The organism is Streptomyces sp. NPDC041122 (assembly GCF_055592445.1).
Window position 1 is genome coordinate 445,930 of the sequence record NZ_JBVIYQ010000002.1, and the last position, 25,126, is coordinate 471,055.

Consider the following 25,126-nt stretch of genomic DNA (forward strand, 5'->3'; position numbering starts at 1 on the left):
CGGGCGGCCCCGGGTACGGGCGGCCCCGGCGTACGGGTGCGGGGCCGTGACCACGGTGTCCCCAACCCCCGTACCGCGCAAGGGTGCCCGCGCCGCGTCACGTGTTCGACAGCGGGTGCGGGGGGCGCACACCGGGGCGGGGGATGAACTTGGCGGACGGCCTGCGGGGCGGCGCCGCGGTTGGTCAGAATGTGGCATGGCCATCCGTCGCCGCAGCTACCGGCTCGACCAGGAGCCGGACACCGGAGCCCCCCGCCTGATCCCCGTGGAGCAGGCCGGGCCCGGGCCGCAGCAACCGCGCGAGGAGCGCGAGGGGCACGAGGAACACGGGGAGTACGAGGACCGCGGGGAACGCGGGGAACGCGAGGAACACGGGGAGCACGAGAGGCGTGGGGAGCACGAGAGGCCCGGAGAGCACGGGGAAGCGGACGTGTTGGACTCCGTCGTCGAGCGGATCACCGGCGCCCGTACGGAGCTGAGCTACAGCCTGCTCCCGGACGGCGCCCGACTCCTGTGCGCCGCCCTCCCCGGGCAGCGCGTCGAGGCGCTGCACGTGAGCGCCGACACCCCCGGCCCCGGCCCCGTCTGGCCGATCGACACCTGGCGCTCCACCGCCTGGGAACCGGACGCCGGCGACACCCTCGGCGCGGGGTTCGTCGAGTCCGAACTGCCGCTCGCCGAGCCCCACTTGGACCAATCGGTGCTCGTGGAGTTCGCGCGGGAGCACGCCGGCCGCGTCGCGCCCTTCCTCACCGATGTGCGCCGGCTCTTCGGCGACCCCGCGGGGCGCCAGATCGTCCTGGTCGAGGAGGAGCCCGGGACCGTGGCCCGCTGGGTCGCGCTGGCCTGTGCCTCCCTGCCCGAGGCGTACGTCCCCGCGCTGACCTTCACGACCTGGACCGCCGACCCGTACCGCGCCCCGCAGCACATCATCGGCATCGGCCCGGACGTCGCGTTCGACCGCTCCGACGAGGCGACGGCCACCTATCTGTACCGGGTGTACGACAGCACGGGCGGACCGGAGAGCCCGCCGCCCGCCGAACCCGACGCCTGGGCCCGGCTGACCGCCGAGCGGTGGCTGGCCGGCAACCCGCCGCGCCCCGCGCCCGGCGCGGCGACGCACCCGGAGGGCCCCTTCGCGCTCCTGCCGCTGGTCTCCGGCGCCGGCCGGGAGGAGACCGGCGACGGCGGCGCGAGCACCCTTTCCGGCGCCGAACTCGCCGGGCTGAGCGGGGAATCCCTGCACGTCGTGTGCGAGGCCCTCGCCCGGTCCGTGCGCCGCGGCGAGGCCGGTCCGCACACCCTCGACGAGCTCGACCGGCTCTGCCGCGGGCTCGACGGCGACCGCGCCCCGGCGGCCCGCCCCCTCGCCCTCGCCCTCGTCAAGCACCGGCTCGACGCCACGCGCGGCCGCGGGGCCCTGCCCGACCTCACCGCCTTCGAGGGCCTTCCGCTCGGCGAGGACGCCTGGCGGGAGCTGCGCGAGGAGTACGGCGAGCGCGCCGACGACGCCCTGCGTGCCCGGCTCCGCGGCCCCGTCACCGGCTGGACCGAGCCGCTGCGCCTCGCCCTCGCCGTGGGAGCCGACGGCGGGCCCGGCCTCGCCGAGGCCATGGACCGGCTCGCGGAAGCCCTGCTGCACCCCGAGCGGCGCGAGTGCGCACAGGCCGTCCGCGTCCTCACCGAGGTCGACCACGTCGCCTTCACCCGCCGGGTGCTCAGGCTGCTCGTCGTCGACTTCACCGTACGCAAACTGGACCGGCTGCGCGCCCTCGCCAACTCCGCGCAGGGCGAATGGCTGCGGCGCAACATCGAGGACGCGCCGCTCACCGTCCGCCTCGCCGCGGCCGCCGCGTACCTGAGCGGCCCACCCGACCACCTGAGCGGTGCCCAGCTCTTCGACCGGCTCACCGAACTCCTCTCGGGGCCGAAGGTCGAGGACGTCGCGACGCTGCGCCTGTTGTGGCACATCGTGTGGCGCAACACTCCGCCGGACCCCGAGGACCAGGCCTGGGTGGCCCGCGCCTGCACGCCCCGCCTGATCGTCGAGGCCGACCTCGGCCGGCGCATCATGGGCTGGCTCAAGGAACCCGACCGCTGCGACCGCGAACTGGTCGACTTCGCACGGGAGATGCGCGAGGACGGCAAGCTGGGCTCCCACGAACGCACCACCGCGAGACTCCTCGTGGCCGCCCAGGACCTCCTCGACGGCCGGCTGGCCATCGGCAAGGCCGCCATCGACCTCCTGGAGGAGCTGGGCCGCAAGGCGCCGCCGCTCGGCCCGGTGCTCCGCAAGGGCATCGAGGAGCGGGTGGGCCGCGCCCTCGCGGGGGCCAACCCGCTCGACATGTGCGAGGCGCACGGGCTGCGCATCCTCGTCGCCGCGGGCCCCGACCTCCTGAACACCTACCGCGCACACCTCCTCGACCCCGCCCAGGTCGACCGCATGGTCCGTGAACTGCCCGACAAACCCTCGGAGTTGGCCGCGTACTTCTACCTCTGGCGGCGCCGTCGGCGGCACGGCGTCACCGCCCACTGGCACGCCGTCGCCGAGGAGCTCCTCGCCCACGCCCTCGAACCCGTCCTCGAACGCCTCGACCACCGCCGGCTCGGGCAGGTCGCCACCGTCTTCGAGCGGGAGGGGCAGGGCCTGCAGGAGTGGACGGCATGGCGTCAGCAGGTCGCCCAGCGGCAGAGCTGACCGGCCACCACCCGGGGCGCGCCCGGGGCACCACCCCCGCGCCGCCCCACCACCGACTTCCCACGAAAGGACCAGCGTGAGCGACACCACCCAGACCATCGTCGACAACTTCCCGGGCGGCAGTATGGCCAGCCGCCCCGTGCACTTCATCTGGATGCTCGACTGCTCGGGCTCCATGGGCATGAACGGCAAGATCGGCCAGCTGAACTTCGCCATCCGCGAGGCCATCCCCGAGATGCAGCAGGCCGCCCAGTCCAACCCCGCCGCCTCCCTCCTCGTCCGCGCCATCACCTTCGCCAGCGGCGCGAGCTGGCACGTCAGCGAGCCCACCCCCGTCGACCAGTTCTCCTGGGAGGACGTGCACATCTACGGCGGCACGGACATGGGCGCCGCCTTCAAGCTGGCGGCCGGCGCGCTGCAGACGCCGCCGATGCCGCAGCGCGCCCTGCCGCCCGTGCTCGCGCTCGCCTCCGACGGCCAGCCCACCGACGACTGGCGGGCCGGGCTGCGCGCCATCGACGCCACCCCGTGGGGCAAGCGCGCCGTGCGCGTCGCCGTGGCCATCGGCGACGACGCGGACAAGAGCATGCTCAAGGAGTTCCTCGGCAACCCCGAACTGGAGCCGCTGCAGGCGAAGAACCCGCGCCAGCTCGCCGCCGCCATCCGCTGGATGTCCACCGCGGTCGTCAAGGACGCCTCGACCCCGAAGGTCGACGACGGCGCCAAACCCGCGACGCCGCTCGACGTGCCCTCGATGACCAAGGGCGAAGACGACATCTGGTGACCGGGCCGGAGACGACGACCAGGCCGGCGGCGGCGCGGACCGCGCCCTGGGCGCTGCTCGACGGCGCGGTCCGCGGGGTGGCGAAGAAGTACAGCCAGGACCGCAGCGCGGCGCGGCTGGTCGCCGGGGGCCGCGCGGTCGTCCTCGCGGTCGCCGACGGACACGGCAGCGCCGCGCACTTCCGCAGCGACCTCGGGGCGAGCTGGGCGGTCGAGGAGTTCACGGCGTGCGCCACGCCGTTCGCGCACGAGGCCGCCCGCATCGGCGACGACGCGGCGGGCTGGCCCGCCCTGCGCGAGGAGGCCCGCCGGCTGCCGCAGCAGGTGGGCCACCGCTGGCACGGCTGCGCCCTGCTGCGCGAGGCCAACGCACCCGCGCACGGCTCCCGTTGGCTTCCCGCGGCGGACCGCACGAAGCCCCGCGAGCACCCCGAAGGACCGGATCTCGCCGCCTACGGAAGCACCCTCATCGGCGCCGTGCTCACCGAACACATGCTGTTCTGCTGGCAGTTGGGCGACGGCGACATCGTGATCGTCGACGCCGACGGCACCCCGCACACCCCGCTCTCCACCGGCCCCGACATGGGCGACGAGACCGACTCGCTCTGCGAGAGCGAACCCTGGCGCAAGACGCGCTCGCACTGGCAGCCCTTCACCGGCGGCGCGCCCCCGTGCGTGCTGCTCTCCACCGATGGGCTCTCCAAGAGCTTCGCCGACCACCAGGGGTTCCTGGACTTCGCCACCGGCCTCGGCGGCCGCGCCGCCGAACAGGGCGTCGCGGCGGTACAGGCCCAGCTCCCGGACTGGCTCGGGCGGGCCGCCACGTACTCCGGGGACGACACCACCCTCGTGGGCGCCATAACGGTGCCCGCACCGCGCAGTGCACCGTGAGCACAGCGCAGCGAACCGTGAAGGGCAGAGAGGAACAGAATGGTGAACGGCATGCTCGCCGCCGGAAAGACCCTGGTGGCCGAGTCGGGGGAGAAGCTGAAGGTCGCCGAGCTCTTCGGCTCCGGCGGCCAGGGCGAGGTCTACCGCGTCCTGACCCCGACCGGCGACCGGGCGGTCAAGTGGTACTACCCCCAGCTCGCCGACGGCCGCCAGCGGGAGATCCTCGAAGGCCTCATCGCCAAGGGCTGGGACGACCCCCGCTTCCTGTGGCCCCGCTCCATCGTGATGGACCCCGAGGGCAAGCAGCCCGGCTTCGGCTACCTCATGGACGTACGGCCCGCACGCTTCTGCGACCTGCCCGCGCTGTTCCGCCGCGACCCCTCGGTGGCCTCCGCGACGATGCGCACCCTGGTCACCGTGGCCCTGCACACCGTCGAGGCCTACCGCGCCCTGCACTCCCGCGGCATCGCCTACCGCGACATCAACTGGGGCAACATCTTCTTCGACCCGGTCACCGGCGACGTCCTGGTCTGCGACAACGACAACGCGGTCGTGGAGGGCGCGGAGGCCGCCGTCGCCGGCACCATGGACTTCATGGCGCCCGAGCTGGTCCGCGGCGACAAGGGCACCCAGCCCGGCACCCAGAGCGACCTGCACTCCCTGGCCGTGCTGCTCTTCCTGCTGCTGATGAACGACCACCCGTTCAACGGCGCGCTCGCGCTGAACATCCGCTGCATGGACGAGGCCGCCAAGCGCAAGCTGTACGGCACCGACCCGGTCTTCGTCTACGACCCGGCCGACACCCGCAACCGCCCGGTCCCCGGCGAGCAGCCGACCGTCGAGGCGACCTGGGGCGCGCTGCCGCAGATCCTGCGCGACCTGTTCATCCGGACGTTCACCGACGGCCTGCGCAGCCCCAAGCTGCGGGTGCGCGAGTCGCAGTGGCGCGAGGCCCTCAGCCAGGTCCTGGACGCCATCACCCAGTGCGGCGCCTGCGGCAAGCAGAACCTGACCCAGCCCGACGGCGCGCCCCCCAACTGCTGGAAGTGCCGCACCACCCTGAAGCTGCCGCCCCGCCTCGAACTGGTCACCGGCACCGGCACGCTGCGCACCCGGCGCGGCATCCGGCTCGCTCCCAGCGCCCGCGTCTACGCCCACCACCTGCGCGAGGACCCCGAGCGGCACGACTTCTCCGCCGTGGTCGGCGAGGTCACCGAACACCCGCAGCAGCGCGGCCGGTTCGGCCTGACCAACCGCACCTCGACGGTGTGGACGGCCCGCAAGGACGACGGGACGGTGCGCGACGTGGACCCCGGAAAGACGATCGCGCTGCGGTCGGGGCTGCTCATCGAGTTCGGCGGCGGGACGGAGGCCGTGGTCAAGGAGTGACGCCGGCGGGGCGGCGGGCGCGCCGGTGCGGGCCGGTCAGGTCCACCAGCGGCGCCAGCGCCGCCACCAGCCGCCCCACCGCGTCGGGGCCGGCGGCACCGGGGGCGGCGGCGGTGGCGGCGCCGCGGGCAGGACCGCGCGGGCCGGCTCGGTGGGGATCGCCACCGCGTCGGGGCGGGGCAGCGGGGCCACGGTGACGACACACTCGGCGGCGGACACGGGGAGGCCGACGCCCCGCCCGGCCCGGTGCGCGCTGCGGGGCACGCGCCGCTCGCCGCCGCGCAGCCCGTCCGTCCATGTCGCGTGCACCAGGACGGCGGGCTCCGGCCAGTCGAAGTCCAGCTCGGCACGGTCGTCGGCGACCCTTCGGACCCGCAACTCGCTTATGGCGGCCGGGTGTTCGATGAGCAGGCTCGGACCGGACACGGCCCGCTCGCCGAGCACGCTCACCGCGGTGACCCGGACCCGCCGCTCGGGCGGCGGCGTCAGCTCCACGCGCGACTCGGCGCCCGCGACCGTCGCCGGGATCCGGTCCACCAGGCCGACCACGGCCGAGACGTCGGCGCCCGGTTCGACCGGGCCCGCGGTCCACGGCAGCAGCACCCCGTCGCCCAGCTCGGGCGGCCGCCACGCGAGGGTCACCCGCCCGCCGTCCGGGCCCTCGCGCACCGCCAGCTCCTCCACCGGCGACGGCCACTGCTCGGCGACGGCGGCCACCGTCACACCGCGCGACCACACCAGTCCGCCGTCCGGATCCCGGTAGCCGCAGCGCACTTCGTAGGTGTACGTGCCCGGGGCGAGCGGCACGTCGAGCACCCCGTCGCGCGCGCAGGGCACCCGCACGAGCGACGTCCCGCCCCAGCCCGCGCTGTCCGCCGCCGTCCCCGAGCGGGTGACGCGCAGCTCGGCCGCCGCCGGGTCGGGCCGCCAGGACAGCCGCACCCCGCCGGGCACGACGGTGCGGCGCAGCTCCGTGACGACCGGGGTGAGCAGCACCGGCGCGGTCACCCGCGGCACCCCGGCGACGCGGTCGCGGCGCAGCGGGACGACGGCGTACCGGAGGGGACGGCCGACGGGCGCGTCCGTGTCGACGACGGTGAGTCCGGTCCCGTCCGCCGCCGTCTCGACCGCCAACTCCGGCGCGCCGTCCGGGAAGCGCAGGACCCGGTACGACACGCCGGTGACCGGCCGTCCGGGCGCGCACCAGGACAGCCGTACGGCGCGTTCGTCGGTCACCGCCGTCACCTCGGCGCTCGCCGGGGTGAACGGGTCGTCGGCGAGCAGCGCGGCCACCCGGAGCAGGCCCGCCTGGGCCGGCGGGTCGTCCCTGGCCAGGCGCAGCGCGCCGAGCCAGGCGTCGGCGGCGACGCGCAGCGCGCCGGTGGACTCGGCGGTGCCGGCGGCCGCGGTGAGCCGCGCGACCTCCGCGGCCCGTGCGCGGACGGCGTCGACGAGCGCGGCGAGGCGGTGGTCGTCGGGGCCGTCGGCGTAGGCGGAGGCGCGCGGGAGCCGCGCCACGACCCGTTCCGCCTCGCGCAGCCGGACGCCCGGCCAGATGTCGTTGAGGGTCTCGGCGGCGTGCCGGGCGGGACCGGTCGCGGGGAACCCCGCGGCGACGGCCGAGGCGAGCAGCCCCGCCTCCGCGCGGTGCACGCCGAGCGCGACGGCGTCGGCCTCGCCGGGCCGCTCGTCGCCGTCCCGCAGCAGACAGCACACCTCCCACAGCACCAGGCGCCGCAGCCCCATGGCGTCGTCCCTGATCAGCGTCTCCAGGGTGTCCACCAGGGCCGCCGCGGTGCCCGAGCGCGGATCGGACGAGGACAGCCACCGGCCGCGCGCCTGCCGGACGTGGGCCAGGTCGACGCGCTGCCAGATCCCGCCGCGGCCGGGGAACCAGAGCCCGTCCAGGATCCGGAAGCCGTCGTCGGTGTCGGCCCGGGGGAGGGTGCCGAAGACGGTGTCGTGGGCGGGTGCGGGGGCCGGCGGGCGGAGCACGTCCGCGGCGTGCCGGAAGCGCAGCTGCCGGATCGCGTCGTGGAGTTGGCGGTACCCGCGCAGGCCGGGGCAGCGCGGCAGGGCCGGCAGCGGGGCGCGGGAGCCGCTCGTTCCCGGGTGCTCGCCCGGACGCAGGACCGCCATCGCCTAGTCGCCCGGCGCCGTGTAGAAGTACACGCGGACCACGGCGGTCTCCGCGCGCCGGCCGAGGCTGTGGTAGTCGTCCGTGGCCGTCTTCGCGGTGAACATCTTCGGGCGGGCCGCGCCGAGCAGGCGGTTGACGCGGTGGGCGTAGACGGTGCCGTTGGAGCTGCCGCCGAAGGTGAGGACGAGCGCCGCCTCGCGCCCGGACCACTTGCGGGTGTCCTTGGCGATCTGCTCCACCAGGTCGCCCTTGTCGTCGCCCGCCACCTCGAACTCCTGGGGGTGGCGGTCCACGGAGCGCGGGGCCGTGGGCGGGTGGCTCGGTGAACTGCCCGTCGACGGGCTGGGCTTGGGGTGCTCCGGGATCTTCGGGTCGGGGCGGTCGCCCATCGACACCAGGGCGAGTACGAGCAGCAGGTCCGCGAAGAGCCACCCGGCGAGCACGACGACCCCCATCCGTCCGCCGCGCCGGCGCAGGGCGCGGCCTCGGCTCACGCGGCGCCCCCGTCCCTGGGTCCGGGCGGCGGCAGCCGGGTCGTCGGCGCGTCGAGCGGTGTGTCGAGGGCGGGGTCGAGGGGCGGGTCGACGGGCCGGCTCGGCCCGGGGAGGGAACTTCCCTCGGCGGGGCCGCCGTTGGCGCCGTGGGCGGCCGTCCCGGTGCCGGCTCCGTACGCCCCGCCGCCCGCGCCCGGTGCACCTGCGCCCGCCCCGTACGCGGCCCCGTTCGGTGGCCCGTACGCCCCGCCGTTCGTGCCCCCGTACGCCGCGTGGGCGCCACCGGGGTCGTAGCTCTCGGTCCGCGGGCGCGGCGTCAGGGGCGCGAGCGCGGGGAGCGCGCCCGCCAGTGTGTCCATGCGGGCGTCGAGGCGGGCCGCCGCGTCCTGCCAGTGGGCGGCCGCCGCGTCCCAGCGCTCCGTGGCCTCGCGCATGCCGTCCACCGCGTCGCCGGTGCGGCCCGTGCTCGACACCAGGGCCTGGGAGGCCTGTTCGGTCGCCTTCGCCACCGACTCCGACTTCAGTACGAGCGACTGCTGGGCGGCGACGAGGGCCTTCAGCGAGGCCTCGACGGTGTCGCCCGCCGCTTTGACGTGGTCGGCGATCCCGCGGGCCGCCCGCGCGTTGGCCTGGCCCGCCTTGACGGTCTCCTGGGTGCCGTCGCGCAGGGTGGTGTCGATGCGGTTCGCCGCGTCGCCGAGCTTCGGCACCTCGGTGGTGAGGGACTGGGTCGCCTGGCGGAGCGCGTCGATGGCCTGGCTCACCGATGCCGTGGCCCCGCTGAGCGCCTTGTGGCTCTGCTCCGCCTTCTGCGTCACCAGCTGCATCTTCTGGGCGGCCTTGGTGAGTTCGGCGGTGAACTGCTGCGGGGAGGCGGCGCGGTGCGAGGCGAGGAGCATCTGGGTGCGGGTCAGCGCCGAAGCGAGCTCCGCGAGGAGCTTCTCCGCCTCCGCCTCCTGGGTCTCCTCGTGCTGTTCGGTGCGCACCCGCACCCGCCCGTGCCACACCGAGAGCGCCACGAGCAGGGCGATGAGGAGCACCGCCATCAGGGCCACGTTCTCGAACCGTCCGAACGACGACAGATGCCCGCCGAACCCCGTCTGCCACTGCTGCAGAAAGGGCCGGGTCGCCTGGTCGGGATCCTCCTTCGCGAGCTCCCCGTACGCGCGCACGGCCTCGCGCAGCCCGAACCAGGTGATCAGGAGCGGCACGAAGACCAGCACCCCGAGCGCCGCCTCCAGGAGCCGGTCGTGCCGCCCCGACGGCCGGCCGCCGACCGCCCGCACGCTCTCGGGTCGTACGTAGGTCTGTACGAGGTCGATCTCCGCCCACCGGTCGAGCTGGTTCGACGCGGCCAAGTCCTGCTGCAACACGGTCAGTTCGGCGGAGCGGGGGGTGAGCGCGGGCAAGGCCGCAAGGCGCCGCAACTCCTTGACGATCAAGGCCTTGTCGAGCAGTTGTGCGGGCGTCAAGCGGTTCCCTCCCTGGCTTGCGGGGTGCCTCACGGGGGCGGTTCGAGGGGTCTCTGCCCGAGGACGTCCCCCCTGCCGCGCCGGTTCCTGCCGCCACGGGCGAGACGCCGCAACAGGGCCCCCGCCTCGGCGTGTTCAGGATCCCACGTCAGGCACTTCCGCAGGGCCTCAATCGCCTCATTCCGCTCCCCGCGCAGGTCGAGTTCGACCGCGTGGCGGTAGGTGCGTTCGGCGAGCAGGCCGCGGACGCGCACGTTCGTCGGATCGTGGCCGTAGGCGCAGTTGAGCCACCGTTCGGCGTCGGCGAAGTGTTCGGGCGCCATGTCGGCCATCGCGGCGGCGCAGTGCACGTCGATCATCGCGTCCAGCATGTCGGCGCCGGTCGGCCGGGTCGCCGCGTCCTGCCAGGCGATGTGCGCGGCCTGCACGGCGTGGTCGTACCGGCCGAGGGACAACAAGGCCTGGGCGCGCTCGAGTTGGCGCCGCGACGCGTGGTCCAGGGCCGACGCGGGGTTGGGCTCGGGAGGCTGGTTCCCGTCCGGTCGCACGCCCGACCGCCCATCCGACCCCACGGCGGACCCCGCGGCGTCCGGCACCGCGCGCTCGGCCGGACGGCGGCCGGGCGGGGGCGCCGGACGGTACAGGGCGTCGAGCAGTTCCTGGGCCTCGGCGATGATCTCGCGCAGCAGCGTGACCGCCTCGCCCTCACGCCCCTGCCGGGCCAGCCGCCGGGCGTGCGCCACCCCGCGCTCCGCCACGCCACCGTCGTCCGCGCCGCGGGGATCGGGCAGGGAGCCGGGTGAAGTGACGGATCCGGTCGCGATGCCGGAAGGGAGCGCGGTGCCGGAAGCGGGCGCGCCGGGGATGAGGGCCGTGCCGGGTGGTGTGGCCCGCGGATCGGGGGCGCGGCCCGGCCGGTGTCCGCCGCCCCCCTCCCGTACCGCACCGCCCGCGTCCCGTTCCTCCTCCGCGCCCACCAGTGTCGCCGCGAGCGGCGGGGCGTCCGAGAGGGTGTCGTGCGCCGACGAGTCCGGCTCCAGCGGGCCCTCCTCCAGGGCGGCGGGGCCCGAGGACGCCGCGCCGCCCGCCAGCCGCACCGCGTGCCGCAGCGCGCCGAGCGCGAGGACCTCCGGCGGCGCCTGCACGCTCCGCGCGCCGAGCACCGCCACTCGCGAACGCACCTGCTCCATACGGGTGTTGCCGCCCACCAGCAGGACCGTGTCGACGTCCATCGGCGTCATGCCCGACTGGTCGAGCAGCGACCGGGCCCGGTCCACGGTGCGCCCCACATGGCGCTCCAGATAGGCGTCGAGGTCGTGCCGCGCGATGCGCACCCACAGCGCGGGCCCGGCGCCGAGCCGCAGGTCGAGCACGGCCGCCGCGGGCCCGTCCGGCGCGCCGAGCGCCTCCCGTGCCTCCTGCCCGCGCGCCCGCAGCTCCTGCCACACCGCGGCGTCCACCCCGATGACCGAGGCCGCCCCGCGGTGTCTGCGCAGCAACCGGACCGCCGACGAGAGCGTCTCCGCGTCGAAGGAACGGCCCCCCGACGTCGCCCCGCCCTCGTAGCCGAGCGAGCGGAAGTGCCCGCGCACGCTGCGGATCAGACCGAGCTCGAACCCCTCGTACCCCATGCCGTAGACCAGGCACGTGCCGCTGTCCCGCTCCGTCATGTGGCCGATCACCGCGGCCATGGAGTCGTTGACGAGCCGGGCGGGTTCCAGACCCGCCTCGCGCGCCGCGTCGCGCAGCGCGGCCCGCTGCGCCGAACCGAAGTACGCGGGCACGCTGATCACGGTCTGCGCCACCCGCCCCGGCGCCACCTCCTCCACCCGCTCGCGCACCGACCGCAGCAGCCGCGCCACGATCCGGTCCGCGTCCACCGGCTTGCCCCCGAGATGCACCGGACGGCCGCTGCCCAGGCGGCTCTTGAGGCTCGGGAAGGTCACCGGCAGCTCGCCGGTGTCGGCCGGCTCGCACAGCAGCCACGGCCCGTCGCCCCACTCCGCCGCGAGGCGGTGCGCGGCGCCGTCCTGCGCGGCGTAGAGGGCGCGGATGCCCGTGGCGCCGAAGTCGATGCCGAGGCTGACCGGTGTCGCCCGGGCACCCGGCCCCGCACCCGGTTCCGCGCCCGGCCCCGGCGCGGGCCGGTCCGCCTGCCGCGGTCGCGTCATCCGCCGGCCGTCTCTTCGGCGAACCGCAGGATGCCCTCGTAGTCCGGCCGGTCCGGCAGGGCGGGCACGGCGCGCTCCGACTGGGCGACCGCCACCAGGTTGACCAGGTTGCGGGCCTGCTGGGCGGTGGTCACCCGGTTGCCCTGCCGGTGGGCCTGCTTGACGAACTCGACCGCCTCGTTGATCTGCCGGACGGTCTCCGGCGGCGCGCCCTCCGAGGCGAGCTCGGCCTGGCGGAACTGGCTCGCCAGACCGCACTGCCGGTACATGTCGTCGAGCAGCAGTTCGGTGAGGCGCTTGTACTCGCCGCTGTCGCCCATCGCCGCCGCCCGCTGCGCCTGCTCGATGTCGCGCCGCACCTTCATCGCCTGCACCGGCTCGATGTAGGGCCCGTACCGTTTGAGGAAGTGGTCGGCCTCTCGCTCGGCGTAGCCCAGCTGCTCGCGCAGCACCGCGCTGTCGAGCTCCTCCACCGGCTCCGGCGGGGGCGTGCGCGGCTTCTCCCGGTTGGGCGTGGCCTCCAGGACCATGTCGGTGCCGCGCACCGAGATCTTCACCGTGATGATGCGGTCCGCCGAGTAGTTGAAGGAGACGTCCACCTGGCGGTTGATCTCGATCTCCTGCGGCAGTTCGAACTCGACCACGCCCTGCTCGTGGTTCTCGCTCGCCACCTTGCTGTCGCCCTCGTAGACCGGGACGCGGATGCGCCGGCTGTCCGTGGCGTGGAAGGTGCGCCGGCGCGGCTCGGAGAGCGGGTACGGCGAGCCCGCCTCGATGATCTCGACGAACACGTCGCGCTGGCTGCCCTTGATCGCGGCGATGCCCATCGCCATCGGCGTCGACTCGTACAGGCCCGTGTCGCCCTTGGACCGCCCGTCGGCCAGGCTGCGGCCACAGGCCGTACAGGAGTCCGCCCCGTACTCGTTGACCTTCGCGCACTCCGCATCCGAGCACTCGACGCCGCGCAGCGTCTCGGCGAGCACGCCCGCGCCGAAGGCCACGCACTCCATGGGGTTGATGTTCCTGCGCACCTTCGCGGCGCCGAAGAACGCCTCGACCGCCTCGTACACGGGCCGGGTGAGCGTGCCGCCGCCCACGAGCAACACGTCGGAGATGTCGTCCGTGGACAGCTCGTAGCGGGCCAGCGACTCCTGGACCAGCTCCATCGTCTGCGTCACCAGCGGCGCGATCATCGACTGGAACTCGCCGCGGGTCAGCTTCATCTCGACGTCGAGGACGCCGTTCTCGCTGCGGTACGCGGCCGGGATCACGATGTACGTCTCGGGCAGGTCGTTCAGTTCCCGCTTGGCGCGCTCGGCGGCCTTCTTCGCCTGGAACAGGAACGCCTTGTCGCCGGCCGGGTCGACGTGGTGCTCCTCGCGCATCCACGCGATGATCCGCTCCACGATGGCCAGGTCGAAGTCGTCGCCGCCCAGCCAGATGTCACCGGCCGCGCGCAGCACCTGGAACTGGCTGCGGCCCTCCTTGTCCTTGACCGTGTTGAGGATCGAGATGTCGAAGGTGCCGCCGCCCAGGTCGTACACGAGCACCCGGCTGCGCTCGCCGCCCGGCTTGTGCAGGCCGAAGGCGACCGCGGCGGCCGTCGGCTCGTCGACGATCTTCTTCACCACCAGACCGGCCTTCTCGGCGGCCTCCCGGGTGGCGGCGCGCTGGGCGTCCCGGAAGTACGCGGGCACGGTGATCACGGCGTGCGTCACCGGCTCGCCGAGCACCCGGGAGGCGTCCCTGACCAGCTTGTCCAGGATCACGCTGGAGATCTCCGCCGGGGTGCGGGCCCGCCCGCCGAGCAGCACGTACGCGCGCGGGTCCTCGTCGGGGCCCTCCACGATGTCGTAGCTCATCCGGTCGCGCGCCTTGGCCACCGGCGCGTCCGCGAAGTCCCGGCCCATCAGCCGCTTCACGGAGACGATGGTCTCCTTGGGCTGGCGGACCGCCCAGTTCAGCGCGTCCTCACCGACCAGCGGCTGGTCCTTGCCGTCGCGGTGCACGACGCCGACGACGGACGGGGTGAGCCGCTCGCCCTTGCTGTTGGTCAGCACCGCGATGTCCGCGCGGTGCGGATCGTGGGCGGCGACCACGCTGTTGGTGGTGCCGAGGTCGATGCCGATGGCCTTCATTCCCGCTCCGTCCCTTGTTCCGTGCCGCGTTGTTCCGTGCCGTGCTGTTCCGTGCCGTCCTCCACGGCGACGGCCACCCGGGCGGCGCGCAGCAGGTGCCCCCGGTACCGGTATCCGCGCCGCAGCACCGCGAGGACCTCGTCGCCGCGCCCACCGGGCGGCGCGGGGCGCACCTCGGCGATGTGGTGCGTGGCGGGTTCGGCCCGCTCGCCGACCACACCGACGCGTTCGAGGCCCTCCTCGGCCAGGTCCCGCTCCAGCTGCCCGGCGATCAGGGCCAGGCTCCCGCGGTACGTCTCCACATCGCTCGCCGCACCGTCGGCGAGGAGCCGGTCGAACGAGTCGAGGGCGTCGGCGCAGCGCAGCAACAGCCGTTCGGTGAGAGCCTGGTGGGCCGCGTCACGTGCGGCGAGCGCGCGGGCGTGCTCGTAGGCGAGCCGGGCCGTGGGGTCAGACATCGAACCGGATCAGGTCGTCCAGGAGCCGCACCGAGGCCTCCGGGAGCGTGCTCGGCGGCGGGTCCTGCGGTGCGGGCACGGCCGCCAGCGCACGGTCGACGTCCGCGAGGGCCGCCGGGAGTTCGGCCGCGAGGTCCACGTCGTACAGGAGCAGGTCGACCAGGATTCTGCGGCGCACACTGCGCAGCGCGTCCCACGCCTGCTGGGTGGCGGGCGTCATCAGATGCCGGGCCAGCAGCTCGAAGGAGACGTCCTGCATGTCCCGGTGGGTCGTCCAGGGAGTCACGCCCGCCGGGGCGAGCACATCGTAGGGAAGTGGTCCGTCCCCGTCCGCGCAGGGGTCCTTGATCACGCGACGCCGCCTCCTTGTTGGTTCCGGGGTGCCGTGGTGCCGGGCTGGAGTTCGGCGAGCCAGCGGTGTGCCGCGCCGAGCAGGGCCCGTCTGATGCGGTGGTCGGTGGGCTCCGCGCGGGTGGCGCGGATCAGGTGGTGCAGCGCCCACAGGATGTCGCCGCCGAGCAGCGCCCGTTCGGCGCGCCCGGTCAACTCCGCCGCCCAGGTGGGCAGATCGTCGTCGTCCGGCGGGGTCTCCTGCCCGTCGCTGCGGATCAGGTCGCCCATGCCCGCCACTCCGAGGTGCCGGGTGATCAGCTTCTCCAGCTCGTCGAGCGCCTCGCCGAGCGTCTCGCGGTACCGGTGCGTCAGCGCCTGGCCCAGGCCCACGTCGAGGAGGCCGAGCGCCTCGTGGAGGAGCTTCAGCCGGGTGGGCACCTCGCGGGTCCGCTCGTCGAGCGTGAAGACGAGGGCGCGGGCCAGATTGTCCCGGGCGTGGCTCGACTCCGGGTTGAGGGCGAGGGCGCGCCGCAGATCGGCCTCGGCGCCGTGCATGTCGGACCACATGCCGTGCTTGGTGCGGGTGTAGCCGCGCCACACGCCGCGCATGGAGAGCAACGCCGAGAGCTTGGCGTTGAGTTGGCTGAAGAGTTCACGGTCGAGCGGGTGCAGCACCTCGATGACCGACTCGACGAGCGTGACCGCCTCGTCCAGGCAGCCGCCGAGGTGCACGCCGTCCTCGTCGGTGAGCGCCTCGACCCGGCCGAGCACGGTGCGGATCACCGCCTTCTTGGAGCGGGCCTGCATCCCGGCGTTGCGGGACACCTTCACCAGCTCGCCCCACTGCTCCAGGGCCTCGCCGAGCCCGCCGTCGCCGCGCGTCAGCGCCGTCTTGGCCAGCGCGAGGCGGATGTGCACGGCGAGCTCGACGCCGTCCTGGAGCAGCCGGGCGTGGCGCCTGGGCAGCCGCACGTAGGCGGGGTTGCGGCGCAGGAAGTCCTGGCAGTGTCCGCACTCCTCGGCGTGGCCCGCCTCGCCGGCCGGCCCCGCGCAGTCGTCCGGCAGCGTGGTCAGCGTGCGGAAGGCGGGCAGCGCGCGCAACGCGGACCCGAACTTGCGCACCTCGCAGAGGGCGAAGCTCCGCGCCAACTCCGAGAAGGCCCAGCGCAGTTCGCGTACGGCGTACTCGCCCGGGTCCTTGCCCTTCTGGGCCGCCCCGTCGAGTTCGGCGGCCAGCGCGGCGAACGGCTCCTGGAGGCAGAGCAGCCGCAGATAGCGCGGTCCGCAGGCGAGCGTGGCGCCCGCGCCCGGCACGGACGGCAGGCCGCCGACGTCCTTCAGCACCCGGGCGCCCCCCAGCTCGGACTCCAGCAGCGCCCCCAACTCCTGGTAGGAGGCCGCCTGTTGCGGGCGGTCCTGTTCGGAGTGGCGCTGCTCGTAGGCCGACAGCTGCTCGAAGAGGTGCTGGCTGAGCTCCCAGCGCAGCGAGGCCATGTCGTCGTGCGTCAGATCGCGCCGATACGCCGCGGCCCGCTCCGCCCGCCATCCGTCCCAGTACTCGTCGTCGCTGAGGAGTGTCGCCCAGTACGCGAGCGCCGACTCCCAGGCCCGCACCGCGTGTTCCCACGCCCCGCTCTGCTCCAGCTCCTGCGCCTGCCACAGCCGGGCGGCGGCGAGCCCGTGCACCACGGCCATGTCGCCGGGCGCCTCCTTCAGCCGCCGCTCCCACTCGGCGGCGGCCGTCTCGCGGTCCCGGGCGAGCAGGAGGAGCAGCGGCGCGTCCTGCGGGGAGCGGGCGCACAGGGCGTCCAGGAGGCCGGGCCCTTCGTCCGGCGAGAGGGAGGCGAGGGCCTCGCGCAGGGCGTCGGGGGCGTGCCAGCGGTAGAGCAGCGCGTCGAGCTGGAGGCGCCGGCCCGGCAGCCGCAGCCGCTCCAGCGCGACACGCTCGTGCCACGACATGGTGCCGCGCTCCAACAGGGCGTACGAGGCGTTCTTGACCACGTCCATGGAGGCACCCGGGTCGACGCCCGCGTCCCGCAGGGCGAGGTAGGGGAACGCCTGGTCCCGCACGGCGAAGGGGTCGGCGACGAGCGGGGCGGCGATGAGGCCGTCCGCCCACGGCAGCAGCCCGATGAGCCGCCGCAGCCGGCGGCAGCGCACGTCGGCCCGGTCGAGGGCGCCGCCCGCCCGCTCGTACGCGGCGACGGCGGCGCTCCAGCGGCCCGCCGCCTCCAGCAACCTGCCCTCGGCGTACGCCAGATGGGCGTCGGCGTCCCGGTGGCCGGGACACTGCCGGAACGCGTCGGCGGCCCGCTGCCACTCCTGGTGCGCGTCGGCGAGACGCCCGCGCGCGTAGGCGGCGACGGCGGGGGCGTCCCGGTGCGGGCCGAGCGCGTCGGCCTCGGCGGCGACCCCGGCCCAGTCGGCGTCGGCCTCGGCGGCGCGCACGCGGGCGTAGCGCGCGCGGGCGGCGACGTCGGAGTCCGCGCCGTCCGCCCGCGGGTGGTCCCGGTCCAGCGCGGCGTAGGCCTCGGCGACGCGCTGCCAGGCCTCGCGCCCCTCGGCGCGCTCTTCCTCGACGCGGGCCCGCACGTAGCGCCGCCGCAGCGGGACGTCGCTCCACGCGTCGTCCAGGTGCAGGTAGAGGCTGAGCGCGTCTTGCCATTGCCCACACGCTTCGTGGGAGCGGGCGAGGGCGTAGCGGTAGAGGGGGAGGGCTTCGGGGTCGGAGTCAGGGTGAGAGTGGGGGTGGGGGTCGGTGTGGGGGCCAGGGTGGGGTGTGAGGGGGGCAGGGCTCGCGGCCGTGGGGGTGGGTCCGGTGGGTCCGGTGGGTCCGGCCGGGTCGGCGGGGCCGATGGGATTGGTCCGGGGCTTCGCGTCGTGGGGCGGGGCGGGCGTACGGTCGGGCGCCGGGGATTGGCCCGGGGCCTGGGCCGGTGTGGGCGGGGGGCCGTCGGGGAAGGCGCGGGCGTAGATCTCGCAGGCCGCGGCCCAGTCGCCGGTCGCCTCCGCGCGGCGGCCCGCCGCCTTGCGGCGCAGGGCGCCCACCGCTCCCTCGCGAGCCTCGTCCGGTACGCCGGTGAGGAGGCTGAGGACCGCGGGCCAGTCGCCGCGCAGATCGGCGGCCACGCGCGCGCGTGCGTACAGGCGGCGGACGCCCACCTCGCCGTCCGCGTAGGCGTCGGGCAGCCGGCCGAACCCGTCGATGACGCCGTTCCACTCGCCCCGCGTGTCCGCGGCCCGCCCCCGCGTGTACAGCACACGGTCGGGCACGTCGGCGACCTCGGACGGCAGCCCCACGAACAGGGCGAGTGCGTCGTCCCACTGCCCCCGCGCCTGACACAGCCGCCCGCGGGCGTACCGCCACAAGTCCGCCGCGTCCGCGAGTACGCGATCGACCACGCCGGCGGCACGGTCGCCGCCCAGGGCGGGGGGATGTCCGGGGTGCGGCTGAGGCGAGCCTGGGGCTGCGGCGGCCCGCACGCGGTCGGCGTCCGCGCGCCGGGGGCCGTACGGGGCGGCGGGGGCGGTTCCGGTGCTGGAGGTGTGGCTGGGGGCTTGGGTGGTGCTGGTGCTGGTGGCGTCGACCTCGCTGGTGCCGGTGTCTGTGCCGGTGCGGGGGTCGGTCCCGTTCAGGGGCGGGGCTTTGTCGGGGGTCCTGGTTCGGGTCCCGGTGGGGGTGTGGGAGTCGTTCCCGGGCGGGCCGTCGTCGGCGGGTGCAGGCTCGGCGTGGGGCTCGGCTCCGTTCGTGGGTGCGGTGTCGTCCGCGGGCGCGACCCCGGCGTCGCGCTCGGCTCCGGCGTCGGCTCCGTGGGGTCCGGTTCCGTTCTTCCCGGGCGGGGCCTCGCCGACGGTCTTGGTTCCGCCCTCGCCGCCCCCCGCGCCCACACACCTCCCGAAAGCCTCCGCGGCCGTCCCCCACTCGCCCGCCCCCGCTGCCAACTTCCCCTCCGCGTACCGCCGCAGCGCACACACCGCGCGGTAGTCCTCGGGGAGCGGGGTCAGATGGGTGAGGGCGACCGGCCAGTCGGCCGCCTCCGTGGCGGTCAGCGCCGCCTCGTACACGCGCCGCCGCAGCTCGCCGAGGAACGGTTCCGTGTCCCACTCCCGCGCGGCCGCCGCCGCCAAGTCCGTCAGAGCCTCGGCGAAGCGGCCCGCCTCCGCCGCACCCCGGCCGCGCGCGTACAGCAGCCGCACCGCGCTGTCCTCGAAACCGCCCGCCGCCGCGTACCCCGCCACCGCCGCATCCCACAGCCCCGCCGCGTCGGCGGCCCGGCCCGCGCAGTACCCGTACCAGTTCCGGCAATCAGCCTCGGACCCGACTTCGACCCTGGTCCCGGCCTCGGACCCGGCGTCGGGCCCGAGCGCGCCCGCGACTCCGGCCCCAGGCCGGATTTCGGCACCGGTACCGGCCCCGAACTCGCGGTCGCCTGTGAGTCGGGCCCCGGACCCGGACCCGAACTCGGTCGCGGCACCGGCCCCGGACTCGCGGTCGCCTGTGAGTCCGGCCCCGGACCCGACCTCAGGCCCACCGCCGGCCTCGGACCAACTCCCGTGACCGATCTCGGCCCTAAGCTCGCCCTCGCCCCCGGCCCCGGCCACGCCCCCGCAGCCGACCCCGACCCCGACCCCGCCCGCGACCTCGCATCCACGCCCTACTTCACCGCCACCGCCATCCCCACTCCCACACCCACACCCACCTCCGTCCCCACCCACACCCCCCGCCTCCGCAAACGCATCCCGCGCCGCCGCCCACGCCCCCGACTCCGCGGCAGCCCGGCCCCGCGCGTACGCCGCTCGCCGCGCCGCGCCCTCGACCTCCGCGCACGCGGCGTACGCGGCCTGCGCCGCCGGCCAGTCCTCGCTCGCCTCGGCGGTTCTTCCGGCCACGTAGGAGACCCACGCCGTCGCCGCCCGGTGGCCCGGGCGCAGGGCCAGGACCGCCGCGTACGACTGGGCCGCCGTGGCCCAGTCGCCCGCCCGCCGCGCCGACTCCGCGGCCTCGCAGGTCCGTGCGACGTGCAGCTCGTCGCGCGCCGCGGCGAGCCGCTCGGCCACGTCCCGCAGGCCCCCGGGGCGGGCGGCCAGCACGTCCTCGTAGCGGTCGATCGCCGTCGGCCAGTCGGCCACCGCCTCCGCCGCCCGCGCCTCGTCGACGAGCGCGACGAGCCGCCGCAGCCCGTCCACCTCCGCCTCCAGCGCGCCGGGCAGCGCGTCCGGCAGCCGCTCGCGCACCACGTCGAGCTGCGCCGCCGCGCCGCGCGCGTCCCGCTCGCCGGCGAGCAGCGCGCACAGCTTGTCCAGCTCGGGCCAGGCCTGCTCGAAGGCCGCCTCGGCCCGCATCCGGCGCCGCTCGTCCGCGTAGACTTGAGTGGGCGCCATCAGGATCCGCCGGACCTGTTCCCAGCGCCCGAGGTCCCGCTCGAAGCGGGCCGCACCGATCAGATCCGCCGAACGGACGTGTCCGACAGGGCTCTTCAGGGTCCGCAGCGCCTCCGCGCCCTCCCGCAGCGGATCCGCCACCGCACGGCCCCCGCCGTCGGCGTCCTGCGCCTCGAAGGAGTCGTCCCGCACCTCGCGGGCCTTGAACAGCCAGCCCTGCCGGCACTCCTCGTGCAGGAACAGCGTGGGGGTCGCCCACTCGACCGCCGTGTGCTGCGGCTGGTTGTAGATGCGCAGCCGCGCCGCGGCCATGGCCTCGTCGACGGTCTTGTTCGCCGCGATGCCCTTCAGGAGCTCGGGACTGAACGCGCCCGCCGACACGTCACTGACCCGCCCCCGCATCGCCACCACGGCGGGCACCCCGCCGCCGATGAGGGACTGGGCGAGCCCCGAGAAGGGTTCGAGGTGCGAACTGTCCGCACCGGCGCAGAGGTTGAGGACCACGAGCCTGAGCCGTCGGGCGTTCAGCAGGGTGGAGCTGAGCAGATCCGAGGGCACCCGGTCGATGGCGCCGCTCTCCGTCTCCAGGGCCACCACGCCCTTGTCGATCTCATGGTCGTACGTCCCGTGCGCGATCAGCAGGACGGCGGTGGGCAGGTCGGGATGGGTGCCGAGGGCCCGGTCGAGGCGCGCCCGCGTCGTCCGTTCCAACACCGTCAGGTGTACGGCCACTTCGGACAGGTCGCGGCGGAGCGTCGCCACCTCCTCGGCGGCCCGCAGCCGTTCGAGCCCGCGGGGCGAGGCGCAGGCCACCACGAGCCGGATCACGCTGGGCTCGTCGGTGGCTTCCGGCAGTCGTTGCCCCAAGGGCCCGCCCGCCAGTGAACGGACCAGCGAATAGCCGCGGTTGAGGGCGAACGTCTGCTGCGGGCTGTCCGCCGGCGCGCACAGCGACTCCAGCGGCAGATCCCGCAGTTCGGGCGGCAGGTCGAAGCGGATCCGCAGCCCGCGGGCCGGGCTCATCCGCTGGGCCCGGTCGAACGCGGCGTCGACGCACACGCCGACACGCGACCCGATCCCCTCGCGGCCCCCCTCGCCGGTCCGGTCGGCGTCGCCCTCCTCCGCCGGCCGCCCGTCGCCGAACAGCAGCCGGAAGACGTCACGCCCGAGCGCCCGCAGCCGGGGCACAGTGGCGTGCGGCCCGTCCGACGGCCCCTCCGGGGGCCCGTATCCGAGCTCCGTCGCGATCAACCGGTCCCACTGGTCGCGGAAGGCGGCGGGCTCCGAGCCGACCGCGATCACCTCTGCCGCGCAGGCCGGGCCGTTGGCGGTCATCAGATAGCGGGCCGCACCGACGCGGCGGATCCGGATGCGCAGCTCCTCGTAGGCGAGCACAGGCGTCACTGCTCGCTCTCGTCGGGCTGCCACATGACGTGGTTGAGGTCGGCGACGGCGGCCTCCCGCTGCTCCTCGAGGTCGGGGTCGTCGGGGAAGTGCGCGAGGGCGGCGGTGAGTTGGTCGACGGCCTCCCGCAGGAGCGCGGCGGCCCCCGACAGGCTGCCGGAACTCCAGCGGGCCGCGGCGAGCCCGCGCAGCACGACGCCGAGACTGACCTGCGTCCGCAGCAGGTGCGGGTTGAACGCGACGGAACGGCGCAGATCCTCGGCGGGCTGGTCGAGCAACGCCTCCTCGTCGTTGGCCACCGAGATCCCGCGATCGGCGAGGACGCGCGCCAACTGGCCCTCCAGGCGTGGTCGTTCATTGGCCCCGATGACCGAGCGGGTCGCGTCGAGCGTCGACACGGCGAGGCTCAGCAGCCCCTGCCGGTGCGCCGCGCGCGCGGCGCCGAGCGCCATGTCGACGATGGCGGTCTGGGTCTCGCGGTACCGGTCGAGCTCCCTGCTGTGCACCAGCGCGCGACACCAGTACGCGGCGGCGGCCGCGAAGTCGGGCCGTGCGGCGGTCAGTTCGGCGATCCCCATGCTGAGCCGCGCCTCCAGGGCGAGCCCTCGCGCGTCCAGGGCGAGTCGGCGATGTTTGTCGGGGAGCCCGGCGTACCCGGGGTTCAGCTCGTCGAAGCGGGCACATCCCGGCTCGCACACGGCCGCCGCCCCGGGGCCACCGCGCGCGGCCCGGCACCCGGAGCAGCGCAGCTCGCTGAGGGCGGCGAGGGCGTCCGGCGCCTTGTGCTGTCCCAACAGGAGTTGGGCGAAGCCGAGTTCGGAGAAGGCGTACGTGAGGGAGGGGTGCGGGGAGGCGGTGTCCTGCGCGGCGGCGAAGGCGCCGAACTCGGCGGTCCGGCCGAGCCGGGCGATGCGGAGGGGCCCGCAGACCAGTGGCACGACCCCGTCCGCCTTCCCTTCCCCTGCTCGGCCGGGAACGGGGAAGCCGCCGACGGCCGCGAGCAGCTTCGCGGCGTCGGCCTCACGCTGGAGCAGCGGGCCGGGCGCGACGCGCATACCGGCGTCGTCACCGGGCATGCGCCGCTCCAGCACCTCGCGCAGCCCGGCCCGGAGCGCGGGCACGAGGTCGCCCCCCACGGCAACGCCGTACCGCCCGCCGGCGCCGTCCAGGACGTGCGTCCAGAATCTGTCGTCGTGGAGCAGGGCGGCCCAGGCGGCGACGTACCCGGCCCAGTCGGGGGAGGGGGCGGACGGCTCCGCGACCGAGGCCGTCGGCGTGGGCGCGGCGTTCGCGGAGCCCTCGGAGCCCTCGGAGCCCTCGGAGCCCTCGGGGCACGTGGCCGGGTCCGGCCCGTCCGCGGCGGCCGGCTCCGCCGCGGGGGAGTGGAAGGGGGAGTGGAGAAGGGCGAGGGCGAGGGCGTGGGTGACGCGGTGGTCGGCGGGGTCGTGCCGTACGGCGTCCCCGAGCAACGCGACGGCGGCGGCGCGCCGCGCGCCGCGTACCAGGGCGACGGCGTAGAGCGGGGCGAAGTCCCAGACCTCCCGGTCGAGGCCACCCGGAGCCCGCCCGCGCACCGGATCCTGCCCGCGCGCCGGGGCGCGTCCGCTCACCGGGGCGCTTGCGCCCGACTCGGCGCGTCCGCTCGTACGGGGACGACCGCCCGGAAGCCCGCCACGGCCCGCCGATGCGGCGCCGCCGACGTCACCGTGCGTACGGTCACCCTCGTGCGGGCCGGGAGCTTCGCGCGGGGCGCGCCCCGCATCGGCTCCCTCAGGCCCAGGGACGCCCCCGGCTCCCGGTGTGCTCTGGGTGCCGAGTGTGTCGGCGGTTTCGGGTATGCCGTCAACTCCGCCTGAGGCGTGGGACCTTGCTGCATTACCGGCTGCTCGTGCGTCGTCGGCCAGGGCCTGGCCGTGGAGACGCTGGGTGGCATCACTGCCGTACGCGTCGTGTGCGCTCCCCGCAACCGGAGCCTGCCCCGCCCGGCCCGAGCCGCGGCTCCGCTGCGTGGCGTCGACTTCGTAGGCGCCGTGGGAGTCGGCCTGACCTGAGCGGTCGGAGCGCTGAGCGGGGTCGGCTCCGTGTGATTCCCCGCCCCCAACTACCCTCTCGACCCCAACCGCCCTCTCGACCCCAGCAGGCGCCGCGACCCCACCAGGCCCTTCATCCGTGACGGCACCTTCGACCTCAGCGGCCCCCTCGACCACCAACGCAGCCTCGATCAACTCCGCCGCCCGCTCCCACTCCCCACTGCCCGGCCCGTCCGACGTCAGGCCCGACAGCGCGGTGAGGGCCGCCCTTCGCAGTCGTAGGGACACCTCGCGCGGGGAGCGGGCCGACAGGGCTGCCAGGACCCAGCGGGCATCGTCGTCCAGGGGGCCGGTCAGGGCCGCCGCGCGCAGGTCGTCCAACGCGGCCTCCGCGTCGCCCGCGCGGGCACGGACGTACGCGCGCTGTACGCGGCTGCGGCGGTGCGGCACGGCGCAGGCGAGCGCCGCCGTGAAGTGGCGCTCGGCCGTACCGAAGTCACCGCGGTGCGCGGCCGCGCAGCCCAGCCAGTGCAACGGCCCCGCCGCCGACGGACGCACCTCGCTCGCCCGCGCGAACTCCGCCTCGGCCGCGCCGATGTCCCCACGCGCGAGGAGCACCCGCCCCGCGCCGGTCCGCGCCCGCGCGACCACGCGCGCCCCACCCTCCGCGGCCTCACCGCCGCGCGCCCCACCCTCCGCGGCCTCACCGCCGCGCGCCCCACCCGCGCCATGCACGTCGCGTTCCACAGGCCCGTGCTCGCCCGTCGACAAGGACGCCGCCCCTGACCCCGACCCCGCCCCCGGAACCAACCTCAAGGCCATGCCGAAGTGCCGTTCCGCGGCCGCCGTGTCCCCGCGCTCCAGCGCGGACTCCCCATCGACGCACGCCTGTTCGGCACGGGTCAGCCCGTCCACCTCACCCGAGGCACCCGTCTCACGCGTGCCACCCGTATCGCCCGCACGCGCGGTCTGCGCAGTCACAGTCAGCCCCCGTTCCGCGGCAGTCGGTCCGCCGCGTCCTCCGGTCGGCGGTCAGCCGGCGGTCTCGTCAAGGTCCGGACACCCGTGTGCCGGGGCGCCGGGCCGGGCCAACGCGGCGACCCGCGGCTGACGCGGGCCCGCGGAGGCCGGGGAGGCCGCACGGTCCAGGATCCGCACCGCGCGCGGCAGCGCATACGCATCGGTCATGAAGATGCTTCCTTCCGGGGGCGTGGACGGCAGCCTAGAGCCGCGCGTCGTGCGCACGCGGGGAAACCGGTGATTCCGTGCGGGCGATCCAGGGCGCGGATCAGGGGCGCGGATCAGGGCACGGAGCCGGGGCATGGTCCTGGGGCGCGGCC

Annotated in this window: 14 protein-coding genes; 4 read left to right on the forward strand and 10 right to left on the reverse strand. The window is 75.5% G+C overall.

Features of this window, described 5'->3' with window-relative positions; genetic code table 11:
• Positions 1-196: 196 nt before the first annotated feature.
• The 4 genes from ACZ6B8_RS08250 to ACZ6B8_RS08265 all read left to right on the forward strand — a co-directional run bounded on the left by ACZ6B8_RS08250 (position 197) and on the right by ACZ6B8_RS08265 (position 5,764).
• Positions 197-2,701, forward strand: a complete 2,505-nt coding sequence (locus ACZ6B8_RS08250; protein ID WP_471606667.1) for a GTPase-associated protein 1-related protein — start codon at positions 197-199, stop codon at positions 2,699-2,701.
• A 124-nt stretch (positions 2,702-2,825) separates the two neighbouring features.
• Positions 2,826-3,485: a vWA domain-containing protein gene (locus ACZ6B8_RS08255; RefSeq protein WP_471078462.1), complete on the forward strand. Its 660-nt coding sequence runs from the start codon at positions 2,826-2,828 to the stop codon at positions 3,483-3,485.
• The gene (locus ACZ6B8_RS08260; RefSeq protein WP_471077441.1) at positions 3,482-4,375 is read left to right on the forward strand and encodes a protein phosphatase 2C domain-containing protein; all 894 of its coding nucleotides are present in this window, start codon (positions 3,482-3,484) and stop codon (positions 4,373-4,375) included. Before ACZ6B8_RS08255 ends, ACZ6B8_RS08260 begins: the two co-directional genes overlap by 4 nt.
• 42 nt (positions 4,376-4,417) lie before the next feature.
• Positions 4,418-5,764 carry a protein kinase domain-containing protein gene (locus ACZ6B8_RS08265; RefSeq protein WP_471078465.1) on the forward strand — a complete coding sequence of 449 codons (1,347 nt, stop codon included), beginning with the start codon at positions 4,418-4,420 and terminating at the stop codon, positions 5,762-5,764.
• Between the two features lie 36 nt (positions 5,765-5,800).
• Here ACZ6B8_RS08265 and ACZ6B8_RS08270 read toward each other — a convergent pair whose 3' ends face one another.
• From ACZ6B8_RS08270 to ACZ6B8_RS08315, 10 genes are all read right to left on the reverse strand, one after another.
• Positions 5,801-7,903, reverse strand: a complete 2,103-nt coding sequence (locus ACZ6B8_RS08270) for a hypothetical protein (RefSeq protein WP_471606668.1) — start codon at positions 7,901-7,903, stop codon at positions 5,801-5,803.
• A gap of 3 nt (positions 7,904-7,906) precedes the next feature.
• Positions 7,907-8,398 carry a hypothetical protein gene (locus ACZ6B8_RS08275; protein WP_471077447.1) on the reverse strand — a complete coding sequence of 164 codons (492 nt, stop codon included), beginning with the start codon at positions 8,396-8,398 and terminating at the stop codon, positions 7,907-7,909.
• Positions 8,395-9,870: a hypothetical protein gene (locus tag ACZ6B8_RS08280; protein ID WP_471606669.1), complete on the reverse strand. Its 1,476-nt coding sequence runs from the start codon at positions 9,868-9,870 to the stop codon at positions 8,395-8,397. Before ACZ6B8_RS08280 ends, ACZ6B8_RS08275 begins: the two co-directional genes overlap by 4 nt.
• Before the next feature lie 29 nt (positions 9,871-9,899).
• On the reverse strand, positions 9,900-12,041 hold the full coding sequence (locus ACZ6B8_RS08285; protein ID WP_471606670.1) for an Hsp70 family protein: 2,142 nt from the start codon (positions 12,039-12,041) through the stop codon (positions 9,900-9,902).
• The gene (locus ACZ6B8_RS08290) at positions 12,038-14,179 is read right to left on the reverse strand and encodes an Hsp70 family protein (RefSeq protein ID WP_471077456.1); all 2,142 of its coding nucleotides are present in this window, start codon (positions 14,177-14,179) and stop codon (positions 12,038-12,040) included. Before ACZ6B8_RS08290 ends, ACZ6B8_RS08285 begins: the two co-directional genes overlap by 4 nt.
• A complete protein-coding gene (locus ACZ6B8_RS08295; protein ID WP_471077459.1) occupies positions 14,176-14,637 on the reverse strand; it encodes a nucleotide exchange factor GrpE in 462 nt (153 codons plus the stop codon). Before ACZ6B8_RS08295 ends, ACZ6B8_RS08290 begins: the two co-directional genes overlap by 4 nt.
• Entirely contained in the window at positions 14,630-14,989 is a 360-nt protein-coding gene (locus tag ACZ6B8_RS08300) for a hypothetical protein (protein WP_471077461.1), read from the reverse strand. The genes ACZ6B8_RS08295 and ACZ6B8_RS08300 overlap by 8 nt, the downstream gene beginning before the upstream one ends.
• Positions 14,986-21,756: a CHAT domain-containing protein gene (locus tag ACZ6B8_RS08305; RefSeq protein ID WP_471606671.1), complete on the reverse strand. Its 6,771-nt coding sequence runs from the start codon at positions 21,754-21,756 to the stop codon at positions 14,986-14,988. The genes ACZ6B8_RS08300 and ACZ6B8_RS08305 overlap by 4 nt, the downstream gene beginning before the upstream one ends.
• Positions 21,753-24,521, reverse strand: coding sequence for a hypothetical protein (locus ACZ6B8_RS08310; protein WP_471606672.1), 2,769 nt, complete (start codon positions 24,519-24,521; stop codon positions 21,753-21,755). The genes ACZ6B8_RS08305 and ACZ6B8_RS08310 overlap by 4 nt, the downstream gene beginning before the upstream one ends.
• Positions 24,522-24,818: 297 nt before the next feature.
• Entirely contained in the window at positions 24,819-24,974 is a 156-nt protein-coding gene (locus tag ACZ6B8_RS08315; protein ID WP_471606673.1) for a hypothetical protein, read from the reverse strand.
• Positions 24,975-25,126: the final 152 nt, after the last annotated feature.